This window comes from Allobosea sp. FG18 (genome assembly GCF_057809495.1).
The window spans coordinates 223,538-240,115 of sequence record NZ_JBMDKB010000002.1; the positions used below are offsets into that span (position 1 = coordinate 223,538).

16 protein-coding genes are annotated in these 16,578 nt (G+C 66.6%); 4 read left to right on the plus strand and 12 right to left on the minus strand.

Translation table 11 applies throughout. From position 1 onward, the window contains the following. Positions 1-8: 8 nt before the first annotated feature. From ACODTJ_RS03270 to ACODTJ_RS03285, 4 genes are all read right to left on the minus strand, one after another. Positions 9-1,769: a sensor domain-containing diguanylate cyclase gene (locus ACODTJ_RS03270; RefSeq protein WP_454655799.1), complete on the minus strand. Its 1,761-nt coding sequence runs from the start codon at positions 1,767-1,769 to the stop codon at positions 9-11. Between the two features lie 224 nt (positions 1,770-1,993). Continuing rightward, positions 1,994-3,667, minus strand: a complete 1,674-nt coding sequence (locus tag ACODTJ_RS03275) for a formate--tetrahydrofolate ligase (protein ID WP_454655800.1) — start codon at positions 3,665-3,667, stop codon at positions 1,994-1,996. 134 nt (positions 3,668-3,801) lie between these two features. Next, a complete protein-coding gene (locus tag ACODTJ_RS03280; protein ID WP_454655801.1) occupies positions 3,802-4,488 on the minus strand; it encodes a glutathione S-transferase family protein in 687 nt (228 codons plus the stop codon). Positions 4,489-4,508: 20 nt separating this feature from the next. Then, entirely contained in the window at positions 4,509-5,258 is a 750-nt protein-coding gene (locus ACODTJ_RS03285) for a haloacid dehalogenase type II (RefSeq protein ID WP_454655802.1), read from the minus strand. A 104-nt stretch (positions 5,259-5,362) separates the two neighbouring features. Between ACODTJ_RS03285 and gpmI the strand changes: the two genes are divergently transcribed. After that, positions 5,363-6,877: a 2,3-bisphosphoglycerate-independent phosphoglycerate mutase gene (gpmI, locus tag ACODTJ_RS03290; protein WP_454655803.1), complete on the plus strand. Its 1,515-nt coding sequence runs from the start codon at positions 5,363-5,365 to the stop codon at positions 6,875-6,877. Positions 6,878-6,938: 61 nt separating this feature from the next. Here gpmI and ACODTJ_RS03295 read toward each other — a convergent pair whose 3' ends face one another. The 7 genes from ACODTJ_RS03295 to ACODTJ_RS03325 form a co-directional block, all read right to left on the minus strand. Continuing rightward, positions 6,939-7,802 carry an outer membrane protein gene (locus ACODTJ_RS03295; protein WP_488847534.1) on the minus strand — a complete coding sequence of 288 codons (864 nt, stop codon included), beginning with the start codon at positions 7,800-7,802 and terminating at the stop codon, positions 6,939-6,941. A gap of 245 nt (positions 7,803-8,047) precedes the next feature. Further along, a complete protein-coding gene (gene fghA, locus ACODTJ_RS03300; RefSeq protein ID WP_488847535.1) occupies positions 8,048-8,884 on the minus strand; it encodes an S-formylglutathione hydrolase in 837 nt (278 codons plus the stop codon). A 198-nt stretch (positions 8,885-9,082) separates the two neighbouring features. Continuing rightward, positions 9,083-10,195 (minus strand): S-(hydroxymethyl)glutathione dehydrogenase/class III alcohol dehydrogenase, encoded by a 1,113-nt coding sequence (locus ACODTJ_RS03305; RefSeq protein ID WP_454655806.1) that lies wholly within the window; start codon positions 10,193-10,195, stop codon positions 9,083-9,085. 25 nt (positions 10,196-10,220) lie between these two features. Next, complete coding sequence (locus ACODTJ_RS03310) at positions 10,221-10,499, minus strand: metal/formaldehyde-sensitive transcriptional repressor (protein WP_454655807.1); 279 nt, start codon at positions 10,497-10,499, stop codon at positions 10,221-10,223. A 133-nt stretch (positions 10,500-10,632) separates the two neighbouring features. Continuing rightward, a complete protein-coding gene (locus tag ACODTJ_RS03315) occupies positions 10,633-11,535 on the minus strand; it encodes a DUF6662 family protein (protein WP_454655808.1) in 903 nt (300 codons plus the stop codon). A 160-nt stretch (positions 11,536-11,695) separates the two neighbouring features. Further along, positions 11,696-12,256: an NUDIX hydrolase gene (locus tag ACODTJ_RS03320; RefSeq protein ID WP_454655809.1), complete on the minus strand. Its 561-nt coding sequence runs from the start codon at positions 12,254-12,256 to the stop codon at positions 11,696-11,698. 4 nt (positions 12,257-12,260) lie between these two features. Further along, the gene (locus ACODTJ_RS03325) at positions 12,261-13,304 is read right to left on the minus strand and encodes a DUF3616 domain-containing protein (RefSeq protein WP_454655810.1); all 1,044 of its coding nucleotides are present in this window, start codon (positions 13,302-13,304) and stop codon (positions 12,261-12,263) included. Positions 13,305-13,482: 178 nt separating this feature from the next. Between ACODTJ_RS03325 and ACODTJ_RS03330 the strand changes: the two genes are divergently transcribed. The 3 genes from ACODTJ_RS03330 to ACODTJ_RS03340 are packed head-to-tail and all read left to right on the plus strand — an operon-like array spanning position 13,483 to position 14,836. Beyond that, positions 13,483-13,692 carry a hypothetical protein gene (locus ACODTJ_RS03330; protein ID WP_293801186.1) on the plus strand — a complete coding sequence of 70 codons (210 nt, stop codon included), beginning with the start codon at positions 13,483-13,485 and terminating at the stop codon, positions 13,690-13,692. A 9-nt stretch (positions 13,693-13,701) separates the two neighbouring features. Further along, positions 13,702-14,637 carry a dihydrodipicolinate synthase family protein gene (locus ACODTJ_RS03335; protein WP_454655811.1) on the plus strand — a complete coding sequence of 312 codons (936 nt, stop codon included), beginning with the start codon at positions 13,702-13,704 and terminating at the stop codon, positions 14,635-14,637. A 37-nt stretch (positions 14,638-14,674) separates the two neighbouring features. Further along, positions 14,675-14,836, plus strand: coding sequence for a hypothetical protein (locus tag ACODTJ_RS03340; RefSeq protein WP_454655812.1), 162 nt, complete (start codon positions 14,675-14,677; stop codon positions 14,834-14,836). A gap of 70 nt (positions 14,837-14,906) precedes the next feature. Here the strand turns inward: ACODTJ_RS03340 and aceB are convergent, their stop codons facing one another. Continuing rightward, complete coding sequence (gene aceB, locus ACODTJ_RS03345; RefSeq protein ID WP_454655813.1) at positions 14,907-16,514, minus strand: malate synthase A; 1,608 nt, start codon at positions 16,512-16,514, stop codon at positions 14,907-14,909. Positions 16,515-16,578 lie beyond the last annotated feature (64 nt).

Genomic DNA, 16,578 nt, shown 5'->3' on the forward strand with positions numbered 1-16,578 from the left:
GACCGGTTTCAGCCTGCGTTGCGCCGGCGGAGCGGGAGTTCCTCCGGCGGGCTGACGAAGAAGCCGTTGCGGCCGTTGCGCTTGGCGACATAGAGCGCCTCGTCGGCGCGTCGCGTGGCTTCGGTCAGCGTGTCGAGAGGCTCCAGCAGGGTCGCGCCTATGCTGGTGCTGACGACGACGGACACACCGTTTCCGAGGATGACCGGGCTCTTCGCGGCGGCCGCTACGATGGCTGCCGCGATGGCCGCCAATCCGTCGCGGTCGACATTGTCCAGGAGCAGGATGAACTCGTCGCCGCCCCAGCGGGCGCAGATGTCGCGGTCACGCAGGAGCGCCGTCATGCGCCGGGCGAGTTCGGCGATCACCTCGTCGCCGCTCTGATGGCCATGGCTGTCGTTGAGCGGCTTGAGATTGTCGAGATCGACCAGCATCAGGCCCGTCTGATGGCCGGTTCGCCCCGCACGGCTTCGGCTTTTCGTAAAGGCGCGTTCGAAGCCGCGGCGGTTGAAGACGCCGGTCAGCGGGTCGGCATGGGCGAGCCGTTCGAGCTGTTCGGTGCGCTCGCGCACGGCCTCTTCGAGGCGGGACGTATTCTCCTCGACGCTGCGCGCCATCGCGCCGAAGGCCTGCGACAGCCGGCCGATCTCGTCGCGGCCAGCATCGATCGCGACGGAGCGGAACTCGCGGGCGCGGACATGACTTGCGGCGTGTTCGACGCGGGACAGCCGGTCGAGCACCGCGCGCTTGAACAGCAGGGTCAGCAGGGCCGCCGCTGCCAGCAGGACAGCGCCGAACAGCAGGCCGAGCGGCAGGAACAGGCTTCGGTCGATGATGCGGTCGATATCCATCACCGTGACGTTGAACCACCCAAGCCGGTCGAGATAGCCGACGCCGACGAGCACACCCTTGCCGTCGACCGTCATGAAGCGCGATTGCACGAGATCGTCGCCGGCCCCGACACGGGCGATCATCTCTCCGAGCAGGCTACGGTCCGGGTCATTGTCGATGATCTGGTAGATCGTCTTCTTCGACGAAATGTCCTTGGTCAGGCTGTGGAAGTCGACGAGGCTCGCGTCGCGGTGGGCCTGCACGGCGCCGCTGCGGTCGACGAACATGCTCTGGACGCCGGTCTGCGGGATATCGACGACCTCGCGGATGAATTGCGTCAGGTCGAGCCCGGTGCCGATGATGCCCAGCACGCGGCCGTCCTTGCGGATGATGCAGTTGATCCAGACCTTGGTGACGCGGAGATTGTCGTCGTTGTCGACATTCAGGTGGCAGCCGGAGCCGAGCGCCGCGGTCTTGTAATACCAACCGTCGCGCGGATTGGTGACTGACAGCGTATAGCGCTTGCGCTCGCGCTCGTAGTTGTTGTCCTTGTCGTTGAAGTAGTAATTCCCTGATCCCGCGAGGACGGTGAAATAACTGCGGTCCCGGAAGGACTGGCGGTAATGCTCCAGCTCGGCCAGACCGCGTTCGGCCTTCTCGGGATCATTCTCGGCTTCGGCCCAGTCGACGATCGCAGGCGCGCGTGCGACGGTCTCTGCCAGCGAGACCTCGCGCATCAGGGCTTCAAGGCCGCGATAGCGATCGAACAGGATCTGCTTCTCGGCGACGAGCGTGCCGAGCTTCACCACGGTCGCATCCACGATCCACAGGAAGGCGGCGCCAGCCGGAAGCGCGATCGCCATGAGTATGGCGAGCGTCCAGCCCATGACCCGGGCCTTCAGGCTATGCGTGCGGGGCAGACCGGGCTCGGCCTGGCTCATCGGATCGGCTTCCTTGCGGGATGGCGCAAGGTATAGAGTGATCCGTTGCGTAAGCTTTAAGAAACGCCGTCATCCCGTGCGCGTTGCGGCGCGAAGTGCCGCTGCGCAGACATGGGATCGTCTCCCGGAAAAGGCGCCTTCTCGTCACGCGGTCCCGTGTCTGCGCCGCAGCGTTTCACGCTGCAGCGCGCACGGGATGACGCCTTTCAGAACAATGACGACCTTCAGAACAACCCCTCAACCCGCCCATGCGTATCGATATGGATGCGCTCGGCGGCGGGTTCGCGCGGCAGACCCGGCATGGTCATGATGTCCCCGCAGATCGCCACGACGAAGCCGGCGCCGGCGGAGAGCCGCAGTTCGCGCAAAGGCACCGTGTGGCCCGAGGGCGCGCCGCGCAGGGTTGGGTCGGCCGAGAAGGAATACTGGGTCTTGGCGACGCAGACCGGCAGGTTGCCGAAGCCGGCCTCCTCCAGCTCGGTGAAGCGGGCCTGGAGCCTCGCGCCAACCGTGACGCCGCCAGCGCCGTAAATTTCGTGCGCGATCGTCTCCAGCTTCTGTCGGAGCGGCATCGCATCGGGGTAGAGCGGAGCGAAATCGGCCTCGCCCTCGTCGGCGAGGCCGGCGACCTTGCGGGCGAGTTCCTCGGCGCCGGCGCCGCCTTCCGCCCAATGCCGGCAGATCACCGCCTCGACGCCGAGATGGTTGCGGCAATAGTTGCGGATCAGCTCGTGCTCCGCGGCGGTGTCCGTCGTGAAATGGTTGATCGCGACGATCGGAGGTACGCCGAACTTCCTGAGATTGCTGACATGGCGGGTGAGGTTGGAGAGGCCGGCTTCCAGCGCCTTCAGGTCCTCGCGGCCAAGCGCGTCCTTGGCGAGGCCGCCATGCATCTTGAGGGCGCGCACGGTCGCGACGACGACGGCGGCGGCAGGCTTCAGGCCCGCCTTGCGGCACTTGATGTCGAAGAATTTCTCGGCGCCGAGATCGGCGCCGAAGCCGGCCTCGGTGACGACGTAATCGGCGAGCTTCAGCGCGGCCTTCGTTGCGATCACCGAATTGCAGCCATGGGCGATATTGGCGAAGGGGCCGCCGTGGACGAAGGCGGGCGTGCCTTCCAGCGTCTGCACGAGGTTCGGCATCAGCGCGTCCTTGAGCAGCACACTCATCGCGCCGGTCGCCTTGATGTCGGCTGCGGTGACGAGGCGCTTGTCGCGGGTGCGGCCGATGACGATGCGGCCGAGGCGGGCCTCCAGGTCGGCGGCGTCACGCGCGAGGCAGAAGATCGCCATGATCTCGGAGGCGACGGTGATGTCGAAGCCGTCCTCGCGCGGAAAGCCGTTGCTGGCGCCGCCGAGCGAGGAGACGATGGAGCGCAGCGCCCGGTCGTTCATGTCGAGCACCCGCCGCCAGGCGATGTGGCGGGTGTCGAGGCCGAGCGCATTGCCCCAGTAGACATGGTTGTCGATCATCGCCGCCAGCAGGTTATGCGCGCTGGTGATGGCGTGGAAATCGCCGGTGAAATGCAGGTTGATCTGCTCCATCGGCACGACCTGGGCATAGCCGCCGCCGGCCGCGCCGCCCTTCATGCCGAAGCTCGGTCCGAGCGAGGGCTCGCGCAGCGCAATCATCGCGCGCTTGCCGATGCGGGAGAGCCCGTCGCCGAGCCCGACCGTCGTCGTGGTCTTGCCTTCGCCGGCCGGGGTCGGGCTGATCGCGGTGACGAGGATCAGCTTGCCGTCCGGTTTCGCTTCGAAGCCGGGGATCGCATGGGTGTCGATCTTGGCGATGTACTTGCCGTAGGGATTCAGGGCCTCGGAGGGGATGCCCGCCTTCTCGGCGATCGTGGCGATGGGCTGCAGCGTGGCTACGCGCGCGATCTCGATATCGGTCGGCATTCGTCCCCTCGGAGGCTATTCCTGCCCGCGTCTTCCGACCGCGGAGCCGCGCGGACACTGGCCCGAAAACCCCGCCGCCGCCAGCGCTTTCACAGGCGGGGCGGGCATGATGCACAGGCGGCGCGGGGCTGTGGTCAGCCGGCGAGATGCGCGTTCTGCGGGAACAGGAACTTCCGGGCTTCGGCATCGAAATCCGCCTTGAAGGCGAACTGGTCCTTCAGCGCGACGGCCCGCTGAGCGGCGGGGCGGGCCGAGATCTCGTCGAGATGGCGCTTCACATGCGGGAACATCTCCGGCCAGCTCTCGCCGATGGCGAAGGAGAGCCGCGTCGCCCAGCCCCAGATCGACATGTCGACCAGCGTATAGCGATCGCCGAGCATGTAGCGCTGGTCGGCGAGGAGGTCGTTGACGATGCCCCAGTGCCGCTCGGCCTCGCGGGCATAGCGGTTGATGGCATAGGGCAACTTCTCCGGCGCGAAGCGGCTGAAATGCACGGCCTGGCCGCAATAGGGGCCGATGCCGGTGGCGACGAACATCAGCCAGGACAGCATCTCGCCGCGCGCCTTCGGCGTGTCCTCCGGCAAGAACTGGCCGGTCTTCTCGGCGAGATAGAGCAGGATCGCGTTGGAATCGAAGACGGTGACGTCGCCATCGGTGAGGGCCGGCGTCTTGGCATTGGGGTTGATGGCGAGGAATTCCGGCTTGAACTGGTCGCCCTTGCGGGTGTCGACCGGCACCATCTCGTAGGGCAGGCCCGCTTCCTCGAGGAATAGCGCGATCTTCGCCGGGTTCGGCGAGGGGTGGTAATAGAGCTTGATCATCAGGGTCTCCGCGCGGCGCTTCAGGCCTGCCTCAGTCCGGCGACATAGGAGACGAGATCGGTCAGCGCGGCAATGGTCGCATCGGCCTGGAAGCCGAGCTGTTCCGGCTGCATCCGGAGCGCCTTGAACATCAAAGCCGGGTCGATCGTCGCGGCAGCGGCAAGCTCGCTGCGCAGCCTGCCGGCGGGCACGCGCTCGATGCGGGCGACATGGAAGCCATGTGCCTTGGCGCCGGCGATGTCGAAGCCGTTGGAGGAGACGAAGAGGATCTCGTCGCGGGCGAGGCCGAGCCACTTCTCGACATGCGCGTAGCCGCGCGGATCGGGCTTATAGACGCCGATTTCGTCGACGCTGATCACGGTCTCCAGGAGGTCGGTGATCCCGGCATGGGCGACGAGCCGCTTCAGCATGTCCGGGCTGCCATTCGAGAAGATGGCGAGGCGATGAGAGGCGAGGCCTTCAAGCGCGGCGCGGGCTTCAGGATAGAGCAACAGCGTGTCATAGGCGGCTGCGATCCGGGCGACGAGCTCGGGCGAGGAGGCGAGGCCGAGCGTCTTGAGCGTGAATTCCAGGGAGTCGCGGGTGACGGTCCAGAAATCCTCGTAGCGATCCATCAGGGCGCGCAGCCAAGTGTATTCGAGCTGCTTCAGGCGCCAGATCTGGGTGATCGTCGCACCATGGCCGGGAAAGGCGGCGTCGGTGACGGCGGCGACCGACTGGACATCGAAGAGCGTGCCATAAGCATCGAAAACCAGCGCCTTGATCGACATGCGTCTTCTCCGTGGTGGCCCGCAGCCTTCTTAACACTCGCATCGTCGGCGTGGCGCGTGGTATCCGCACAAGCAGTTTTCACAAATGCCGACAGGTCAAGCCAATGCCGCCTCGCCCCGTGATGCTGATGATCCTCGACGGCTGGGGCTGGCGCGAGGAAAGCGAGAACAACGCCGTCAGGCTGGCGAACACTCCGAATTTCGACCGGCTCTGGGCAGCGAACCCGCATGCCTTCCTGCATACCTCCGGGCTCGATGTCGGCCTCCCGCCGGGGCAGATGGGCAATTCCGAGGTGGGCCATCTCAATCTCGGCGCCGGGCGCGTGGTGATGCAGGACCTGCCGCGCATCAACCAGGCGATCGCGGACGGTTCGATCGCAGGGGCGCTTGAGGTGACAGGTCTCGTTGCCGGTTTGAAGGCGAGCGGCGGCGCCTGCCATCTGCTCGGCCTCGTTTCGCCGGGCGGCGTCCATGCCCATCAGGACCATGCGGTCGCGCTCGCCCGTATCCTGACCGCGCAGGGCGTGCAGGTGCATGTCCATGTCTTCACCGACGGGCGCGATACGCCGCCGCAATCGGCTGCCGAGTATGTGAAGGCCTTCGCGGCCGCGCTGCCGGCGGGCGCGACCATCGCCAGCGTTTCCGGGCGCTACTACGCGATGGACCGCGACAATCGCTGGGAGCGGGTCGAGAAGGCCTGGCGCGCGATGGTGCTGGGGGAGGGCGAGCGCTTCCCGGATGCACAGGCCGCAATCGCCTCAGCTTACGCCCAGAACGTCACCGACGAGTTCATCCTGCCGGCGGCGATCGGCGCCTATGCGGGGATGAAGGATGGCGACGGGCTGCTCAGCTTCAATTTCCGCTCTGACCGCATCCGTGAAATTCTGGCGGCGGTGCTGGAGCCGGATTTCGCCGGTTTCGCCCGGCCGCGCCGGCCTGTGCTGGTCAAGGCGGTCAGCATGACCTCCTACAGCGCCGAGCTCGACAAGGTGATGCCGATGCTGTTCGCAGCCCAGACGCTGGCCAATGGGCTGGGCGAGACGGTGGCCAAGGCCGGGCGGACGCAGATCCGAATGGCCGAGACCGAGAAATATCCGCACGTCACCTATTTCTTCAACGGCGGCGAGGAGACGCCCTATCCGGGCGAGGACCGAGTGATGGCGCCGTCGCCCAAGGTCGCGACCTATGACCTGCAGCCGGAGATGTCGGCGCCGGAGCTGACGGCCAAGGCCGTCGAGGCGATCGATTCAGGCCGCTACGATCTCGTCGTGCTGAATTTCGCCAATCCCGACATGGTCGGCCATACTGGCGTGCTGGCCGCGGCGATCAAGGCGGTCGAGACGGTGGATGCGGGCCTCGGCGCCATCGCCGACGCGATCGGGCGACAGGGCGGGGCGCTGCTGGTCACGGCAGACCATGGCAATGCCGAGCTGATGGTCGATCCGGTCACGGGCAAGCCGCATACCGCCCACACCACCAATCCGGTGCCGCTCATGCTGGTCGGCGGGCAGGGCAAGGGCCTCGCCGATGGGCGTCTCGCCGATATCGCGCCGACGCTGCTCGCGCTGATGGAGTTGGCGCAGCCGGCCGAGATGACCGGCCAGTCGCTGCTGCGCTGACAAAAGCAAAACGGCGCGGGGAGATCCCGCGCCGTTTCGTATCCTCGTCTGATGTTTCGGATCAGTACTTGCGTACCACCGGCGGCGGAGCGTAGGCGACCGGCTCCGGCGTGCCGCAGCAGTTCGGGTCGCCGAAGTTCCAGCGCATGCCGATGCGGAAATCGTGGCTCTCGATGTCCTTGGCCTTGAGCGGCGCCTGGATCTGGCCGGTGAAGGCGTTGACCAGGCGGCCCGACTGGGCGTCGCCGAGGTTCAGGTAGCGATAGCCGACTTCGAGGGTGAGGTTCTTGTTCACCTCGTAGCCGACGCCGGCCATCAGGGCCCAGGCGAGATCGGTCTTGCTGCCGCTATTGGCATAGCCGAGCGTCGCGCCATTGAAGTTGCCGGTGAGGGCCCCCTGATCGGTCAGCCCGCTGATGCGGTTCTGCGAGAAGCCGATGCCGGCGCCGATATAGGGCGTCAGGCAGTTCCAGGTGCCGAGGTCGAAATAGCCGTTGAACAGCGTGACCAGCGAGGTCAGGTTGCCCTTGTAGGTGCTGGTCTGGTTGCCGTTGTTGAACGGGTTGAAGACGATGTCGCTTACCCCGATCTGGCCGGCGCCACGATATTCGCCGGTGACATCGAAGCGCAGCCAGTTGTTGAAGCGGTAGCCGATACCGACGCCACCGAAGAAGGCGGCGTTGTCGGTCTTGCCGAAGAAGCTGCCGCCGAACTGGGCAACGTCGTCCTGCTGGTACTTGCCGACGCTCTGGACGCCGACGCCGATGTCGCCGCGCAGATAGATGCCGCTCGAGATCGTGCCCTTGAGGCCGAGCGGCTCCGGAGGCGGGGGAGGCGGTGCGTAAGCGAGATCCGCGGCCTGCGCTGCGGCGGAGACGCCGAGGGCCAGGCCGCCCGCCAGCGCGAGAGTTTTCAGGCTGCCCATGGCAGTGTCCTTCGCGTTTGCGCGGCGCAGAGAACGCAGCCCGCGCGTGTTACCAACGGGAAGGACCATGGCAGCGATTTCTTAAATGACACTTAACCCTAAAAGCTAACCTTACCGGGGACTGAACGACGACTGGCGCCGGGTCTCTCCGATGCCTGCGTCACGACCATGCTGAAGCGAAGGAACCTCCCGCACGCCGGCGACGTATCCGCCGCCGGTCGATGGCCGGTCCCGCAGTCGCTGCGCTACGCCGTCAGGCGCTCCGCGTGCCAAGCGATGTGCTGGGCCATGAAGGTCGAGATGAAGTTGTAGGAGTGGTCGTAGCCGTCGCGCATTGTCAGCTGGAGCGGGATGCCGGCGGCGGCGCAGGCGATGTCGAGAAGCTGCGGGCGCAGGCCCTCTTCGAGGAAGCCGTCGGCCGCGCCCTGGTCGACCAGCAGGTCGCGGACGCGGTGACCATCGGCGATCAGCAGGGTCGAGTCATAGGCGCGCCATTTGGTCTCGTCCGGGCCCAGATATTTCTCGAAGGCCGGGCGTGACCAGCCGGCGGTCGAGGGCTGGGCGATCGGCGCGAAGGCGGAAACGGAGCGGTAGCGGTCGGGATTCTTCAGGGCGAGCGTGATCGCGCCATGGCCGCCCATGGAATGGCCGAAGATGCCCTGCTGGTTCATGTCGACCGGGAAATGCCGGCTGATCAGCTCCGGCAATTCGTCGCGAATATAGGTCTCCATGCGGTAGTTCTTCGCATAGGGGGCCTCGGTCGCGTCGAGATAGAAGCCGGCGCCTCCGCCGAACTGCCAGTTCTCCGGCTCGTCGGGCACGCCTTCGCCGCGCGGGCTCGTATCCGGGCAGATGATAGCGATGCCGTTGGCGGCGGCGGCGGCGCGATACTCGCCCTTGTCCATGACGTTCTGGTGCGTGCAGGTCAGGCCCGAGAGATACCAGAGCAGCGGAACCGGCCCGTCCTCGATCTGGTGCGGCAGGTAGATCGCGAAGGTCATCGGGCAGGCGCAAGCCGCGCTGTCATGCCGGTAGACACGCTGCGAGCCGCCGAAGGCCTTCGAGGAGGAGAGCAGTTCCATGGGGCGATCCTTTCTTGCGGCGCACGCTTGTCATTCCGGGGCTTCGCGAAGCGAAGAACCCGGAACCCACGACCGGGCGAGCCCTTGCCCGGTCGGCTTGTTCAAGCGTTTCACCCTGTCGTGGGTTCCGGGTTCGGCCTTCGTCCGCCCCGGAATGACAAAGGTGGTGCCTCATTCATGAGGCGGGAAAGCGGCGCCTCAGTAAACCACGACCGAGCGGATCGACTTGCCCTCGTGCATCAGGTCGAAGCCGGTATTGATCTCGTCGAGCGAGAGCTTGTGGGTGATCAGGTCGTCGATGTTGATCTTGCCCTCCATGTACCAGTCGACGATCTTCGGCACGTCGGTGCGACCGCGCGCGCCGCCGAAGGCGGTGCCCTTCCAGACGCGGCCGGTGACGAGCTGGAACGGTCGGGTCGCGATCTCCTTGCCGGCCTCGGCGACGCCGATGATGATCGACTCGCCCCAGCCGCGATGGCAGCATTCCAGCGCCTGGCGCATCACATTGGTGTTGCCGGTCGCGTCGAAGGAGAAATCGGCGCCGCCGCCGGTCAGGTCGACGATCGCCTGCACGACCTTGTCGTTGCCGATCTCGGCCGGGTTGATGAAATCGGTCATGCCGAACTTCTCGGCCATGGCGCGCTTGGCCGGGTTGATGTCGACGCCGATGATCTTGTCGGCGCCGACCATGCGGGCACCCTGGATGACGTTGAGGCCGATGCCGCCAAGGCCGAAGACCACGACATTCGCGCCCGGCCAGACCTTGGCCGTGTAGATGACAGCGCCGATGCCGGTGGTCACCCCGCAGCCGATATAGCAGATCTTGTCGAAGGGGGCGTCCTCGCGAACCTTGGCGAGCGCGATCTCGGGCAGGACGGTGAAGTTCGCGAAGGTCGAGCAGCCCATGTAGTGGAAGACCTCGCCGCCGTCGCAGGAGAAGCGCGAGGTGCCGTCCGGCATCACGCCCTGGCCCTGGGTGGCGCGGATCGAGGTGCAGAGATTGGTCCGGCGCGACAGGCAGGACTTACAGCTGCGGCATTCGGGCGTGTAGAGCGGGATGACGTGGTCGCCGGGCTTCAGCGAGGTCACGCCGGCGCCGACCTCGCGCACGATGCCGGCGCCCTCATGGCCGAGGATCGCGGGGAATTTGCCCTCCGAATCCAGGCCCGAGAGCGTGTAGGCGTCGGTGTGGCAGATGCCGGTCGCCATGACCTCGACAAGAACCTCCCCGGCCTTGGGGCCGCCGATCTCGATGGTCTCGATGGTGAGGGGCTTGCCGGCTTCCCAGGCGACGGCGGCGCGGGTCTTCATCGGGTGGTTCCTTCCTTGCGGATGTTCATTTCAGATAGGGGCGGATGACCCGCATGATCGCGGCGATCTCGTCGTCGTCCTCGGCCTGCGCTGCCTCGGCCGGGCGGACCATAGTCTCGCGCAGATGGCTTTCCAGAACCTCGGCCATCAGCCCGGTCGCGGCGCCGCGCAGGGCCGCTAGCTGCTGGAGCAGGGCGCCGCATTCCTCGCCACGTTCGACGGCGGCGATCAGGGCGTCGGTCTGTCCCCTGATGCGGCGCAGCCGCGTGACGGCGCGCTTCTTCTCTTCGGGTGTGTGAGGCATCGGCGCAGAGGCTCCGGTTGCCGCGACGCTATGGTACTGAGGGGGAGTATGTCAACGCGCAAGGCGCGCCGAAACAAAAAGGGCGGCAGCTTTACAGCCGCCGCCCTTCCATCGATGCGCCGTCAGAAGAGGTTCAGAAGCTGTAGCCGAGCTTCACCTTGACGAGATGCTGGCTGAAATTGGTGAGGTCGAGATTGCCGGGCTCGCCCTTGGCCTTGCCAGAGACCTGGATGTTGTAGGCAGCGGAGAGGGCAAGCTGCTTCGTCGCCTGCCAGAAGATGCCGGGGCCGGCGAAGGTGGCGTAGCCCGCCTCCTTGCCGAAGCCGAGCTCGTTATGGGCGCGCATGTGGCGCACCTCCCCGCTGAGATAGAGGCCGTCCCTGACCTGCCAGGCGAGCGAGCCGGCGAGAGTGAAGGTCGAGGAGCGCTGATAGGGCGAGGGGCCGGTCCAGGTCAGGTCCTGCGAGATGTTGAGCCCGGCATAGAGCGTGTTCGGGATCAGCGTCTTGTCGGTGAAGATGCGGAGGCCGGTATTGTAGGTGGTGAAGCGGCCGGCGCCGTCCGGATCGGTGCGGTTCAGGCTGGGATCGATGACCAGAGTCAGACCGAGCCCGTGCATGTCGCGCCCCAGCAGCTTGTACTTCATCTCGACGCCGGCGCCGAAGGCGCGCGAATCGGTGCTGACGCCGCCTGCCGAGGTGCTGGTGATGTTGCCGAGCACATAGGGGCCGATCTCGAAGCAGGGGAACAGGCCGTAGGAGCCCTGCAGGGTCAGGCCGTGGCTGTTGGAGCTGCCGGTGCGCGTGCCGAAGGCGCCGCCATAGGTCAGGCTGGTTCCGAAGGCGCCGGTATCGGCTACATCGGAGCCGGTGGTGAAGCCGAAGGCGTCGGTGGGGATGCCCTCGCTTTCCGTGCAGGCGGAGACGACGAGGGGCGGCGCAACGGGCGCGCCCTTGCGGGAGGACAGGTCGGCGGCGATGGCCGGAGCCGAGAGGGCTGCGGCGGTCACGGCGAGAGCGATGGCTTTCGAAAACATAGGTGTGCTCCGGGGAGGTCTCGGGTTGATACGCTAATGCAAATCAATTGCAATAAGCATTTCAACCTCGAGCGGACCATGTCGCGAGCCCGATCCTGCCGCGATAAAAGAGCCATAGTGGTTTCCGCAATCCGTCCCCGATGTTGTTGCGCCGCAACGGTCAGGGTTTCGGCAGGTTGGACAGCCTTTCCAGGGCGCGCGGGGCGATCCCGGTCAGCGCGGCAATCGGCTTCCAGACGGCGGCATGCACCTCCTCGACCTGTGCGATGAGCGGCAGGGCCGGATCGGCGAGGAAGAGATATTGCAGGTCGTGATGGATATGGGCCGGCTCGCCACGGGATGGCTTGCCGGGCACGTCATGGCTGTCGATGGTGAAGGGCAGGTCGCCGCCTTGATGCCAGGGATGGAGGCTAAGACCCTGCACGCCGGTTTCCTCGATCGCCTCGCGCGCCGCCGAGAGATGGAACTGGTCGGCTTCCTCCCAATGGCCGCCGGGCTGGAGCCAGCGCCCGATCACGACATGGTCGATCAGCAGCACCTGCGCATGGTCGGGCGAGAGCACGAAGGCGCTGGTGGTGAGATGGCCGGGGAAGGTGTCGCGCCGGTCGAGCGCATGACCCTCGGCCATCTGCCAGCGCAGCAGGGCGAGATGCTCGTGCGAGCCGGCGATTTCGGCGCGGTAGCGCTCGACGGCGTGGGTGAGAGCGTTGCGGAAATCCATGGGGTCAGCGCGGTCCAAGCGGCAGACGGTAGGATTCGAAATGTCCATTCTTCGGGCCGTCATAGCCGACGAGGACGGCGAGGCCCTTGGGGTCCTGCGCCAGGACGGTCAGGGATTCCGCCTTGTCGCTGCCGCGCCCCGGGAGATCGCCGAGCGTCGTGGCGGCATCGGGCCTCGCAGGGTCGATCAGCATCAGCGAATAGGGCAGGGCCTGTTCTTGCGACGGCCCGAGCAGAGCGAGGAGGCGGCCGTCGGGCAGGGGTGCGAGGTCGCGGATGCCGCGATTATTGCCGGCCGGCAATTCGAAGACCCGTGGCGCTTCCGTCGCCGGCGCGTGGCCCGGCGCGAATAGGGCCTTGAGCGAGGCGCCGACGAGGAAGCCGCGATTGCCGAGCGAGGGTGCGCGCAGGCCAGCCCAGAGCGTGTCGCCGATGACCGCGATGCCTTCGATGTTCAGGCCGTTGTCGTCCATCAGGCCCCGGCCGAAGAAGGGGGCGGCTGGACCGGCGGCGCGCAGCATGTCGCTCAGGCGATAGGTCAATTCAACCTTGCCGGTGGCGGTGCCTTCGGCATCGACCTTGATCCGGGCGAGGTGGAAGGCGGAGAGGCGGAACTCGCCCTTCTTGCGCGAGCAGCCATGTGAGCCCGAGACGTAGAAGGCGCTATCGGCATAGGCGACGGCCTCGCCGTCGAGCTCGGCGAAGCGGCCGGGCATCTTGCAAATGCCCTGCGGTGCCTGGCCGAGCGTATCGGATGAGGCCTCACTCCCGATGACGGTCAAGGCCGCATCCGGGGTGATCCGGTTTTCGGCGATGCGGGCGAATTGCGCGAAGGAGCCCTCGTCATTGATCAGCAGGCAGCGCTGTGTGCCGTTCGCGGCTGGCATGCAGGCGAGGCCGCTGACATCGCGCGCCGGCTTGCCCGCCTTCTTCGCGGAGAAATCCCCGAGCGTCCTGAAGCGCTGTTCCGGTGCGAGCGTCGTCGCCTCCGCTAAGGAGGCACCCAGCAGGCTGGTTGCGATGAGCGTGGCGAGGAGGCGGTACCGCATCGGGCGAATCCGGAAGGAGGGGCGCGGATTGAGCGCGCCCGGCTAGTCGATGTCAAAGCGCGGCAGCGCAATCCCTATGGAATCTTGATGATAGCGCCCCTTGCCTCGTCTCGAACCCCTATGGCGCCGTCCCTAGCTTGTCCCCGCGGTCCTCGGAGACCGTTCGGGAAACAGGATGATGTTCAGTATCCCTCGCAAATCCTTCGGCGGCCCGCTCCAGTTCCTGGTCGGGCGCGACGCGGAAGGCCATTGGCTGGCCGTCGAGACGCACGGCCGGGGCGGCGGCATGTTCTGCGATCGCGGCGCCGCGCTGCGCTATGCCGTCTTCGAGACCGGGCACCGGGCGCGTGCGGTCCGGGTGACCGCCAAGACGCTCTCGCTGCTCTGAGGCCAGGCCATGAACCATTGGCTTCACGGCATGTTCACCGCGCTGGTCACGCCCTTCGACGAGGACGCGATCGACTATGGCGCGTTGGAACGCCTCATTCTCTGGCAGATCGCGCAGGGCGCGGACGGCATCGTGGTCGGCACAGCGACGGGCGAGAGCCCGACGCTGAGCGGCGCGGAGCGGGAGGCGCTCTGCGCCGCCGCCCGCCGTATCGCCGGCCGGCATTATCCGGTGATCGCCGCCGTCGGCAGCTATTCGACGGCCGGGACGGTCTCCGAGATCATTGCGGCCGAGAAGGCCGGCGCCTCGGCCCTGCTGCTGCGCATGCCCTATTACAATCGTCCGACGCAGGCCGGCCTCGCCGCCCATGCCCTGGCGGCGGCGCAGGCGACAAGCCTCGAGATCATCCTCGACAACGACCCCGATCGCTGCGGCGTCGAGATCGCGCTGGAGACGCTGCAGATGCTGGAAGGGGCGCCGAACATCGTCGGCATCCTGGAGCGGCGGGGCGATCTCGTCCGCTGCGACCGGATCGCTCGCATGCGCGACCGCCGTTTCATGCGCCTGACTGGCGCGGCTGAAACGATTCCCGCCTATCTGCTGGCCGGCGGCTGCGGGGCGATGACCAGCGTCGGCAATCTCGCGCCGCATTGGCTGGCGCGGCTGGACAGCGCGGCGCGGTCCGAATTCTACGGGCAGGCGCAGATCCTGCAGCGGCGGCTTGTTCCGTTGCTCGACCTGCTGGCGCGCGAGCCCGATCCCGTCCTGATCAAGCTCGCGCTGTCGATGCTGCATCCGGAGGTCGGCGCGGCCTGTCGCGCGCCGCTCGCGCCGCCGCGCCCGGAATGCGTGCCGCTGCTTTGCGACGCCATCGAGGACCTGCCGCATCCGCTGGTCGGCATGGCGACGCGCAGCGGCGTGACGATCACGGCCCGCCCCGCCTGAACCCGCAGCGTATCCCTTCAACCGGATGGAGGTTTCAATGACCACGATCGGCGCTCATCGCCGCCGCCGGGAAGCGATCTACCGATCCGTCCCCCGGACATCGGCGGGCGGCTGGAAGGCCGACCTGCTGCATCTGTTCGGGTCGGTCGTTCTGCTCGCCATTATCATCGGCGCGCGCGTCTGGTGGCATCAGACTTGATCAACGCGAACAAAAAGGGGCGCCGCGGTGCCGCGGCGCCCTTTGGGTATTGATGCGAGCCGAACCGAACTCAGCTCAGCTTGGCGTAGGCCGGCACGGTGAGGAAGTCCTCGAAGTTCGGCGCCAGCGACAGCGTCTCGAACAGAGCGATCGCCTCCAGGAAGCGGCCCTTGGCATAGTTCTCTGCGCCGAGCTCGCCCTTCACGCGCTCCATCTCTTCCGACAGGCAGCGCTTGAACAGGGCGGCATCGGCCTTGATCCCGCCTTCGAGAGCGACGCCGTACTGGCAGAACTGCCAGATCTGGGCGCGGCTGATCTCGGCGGTCGCGGCATCCTCCATCATGTTGTAGATCGGCACCGCGCCGCGGCCGCGCAGCCAGGCCTCGATATACTGGACGCCGACGCGGATGTTCTCGCGGAAGCCTTCCTCGGTGCGCGTGCCCTGATGGACTTCCAGCAGGTCCTTGGCGCCGATCGAGACGTCGTCGCGCTTCTTGCCGAGCTGGTTGGCCTGCGGCATCAGCCGGTCGAAGACCTCCATCGCGACCGGGACGAGGTCCGGGTGCGCGACCCAGGTGCCGTCATGGCCGTCGCCGGCCTCGCGCTCCTTGTCGGCCTTGACCTTGGCGAAGGCGGCGGCATTGGCCTCCGGGTTGTTCTTGACCGGGATCTGCGCCGCCATGCCGCCCATCGCGAAGGCGCCGCGCTTGTGGCAGGTCTTGATCAGCAGCAGCGAATAGGCGCGCAGGAAGGCCTTGGACATCACGACCTGCGAGCGGTCGGGCAGGACATAAGCCTTGTTGCGGGCGAGCTTCTTGATGAAGGAGAAGATGTAGTCCCAGCGGCCGCAGTTCAGGCCGGCCATGTGCTCGCGCAGTTCGTAGAGGATCTCGTCCATCTCGAAGGCGGCGGGCAGGGTTTCGATCAGGACGGTGGCCTTGATCGTGCCGTTCTTGAGGCCGAGCGCCGACTGGGCGGCGACGAAGGCGTCGTTCCAGAGCCGTGCTTCGAGATGGCTCTCCAGCTTCGGCAGGTAGAAATAGGGGCCTGAGCCGGCGGCCAGCGCCGCCTTGGCGTTATGGAAGACATAAAGGCCGAAATCGACCAGGGAGCCCGAGGCTTCCTCGCCGTCGATCTCGATATGGCGCTCGGCCAAGTGCCAGCCGCGCGGACGGATGATCAGGACGGCGGGCTTGTCCTTCAGCTTGTAGTCCTTGCCGTTCGTCGGATCGGTGAAGTCGATCTTGTTGGCCCAGCGGTCGCGGAGGTTGATCTGGCCCTCGATCATGTTGGCCCAGACCGGCGAGGAGGCGTCCTCGAAATCGGCCATGAAGACCTTGGCGCCGGAATTCAGCGCGTTGACGATCATCTTGCGATCGACCGGGCCGGTGATCTCGACGCGGCGATCCAGCAGGTCGGCGGGGATTGGCGCGACGGTCCAGTCGCCCTCGCGGATGTGCTTGGTCTCGGCCAGGAAGTCCGGCGTCTCGCCGGCATCGAAACGCTTCTGGCGCTCGGCCCGCAGCGCGAGCAGGCGCTTGCGCGTCTCGTTGAAGCGGCGATGCAGGTCGGCGACGAAGGCGAGAGCTTCCGTGGTGAGGATCTGCTCGAAGCCGGGCTGCAAGGCACCCTTGACGGTAACGCCGGCTGGCAGGGCGAGAGTGGGGGTGTCCGACATGGATGGTCCTCCGATCAGGTTAGGGCCATCATTCCGCGAAAGCACGCTTTGCAAAATCAGGAAA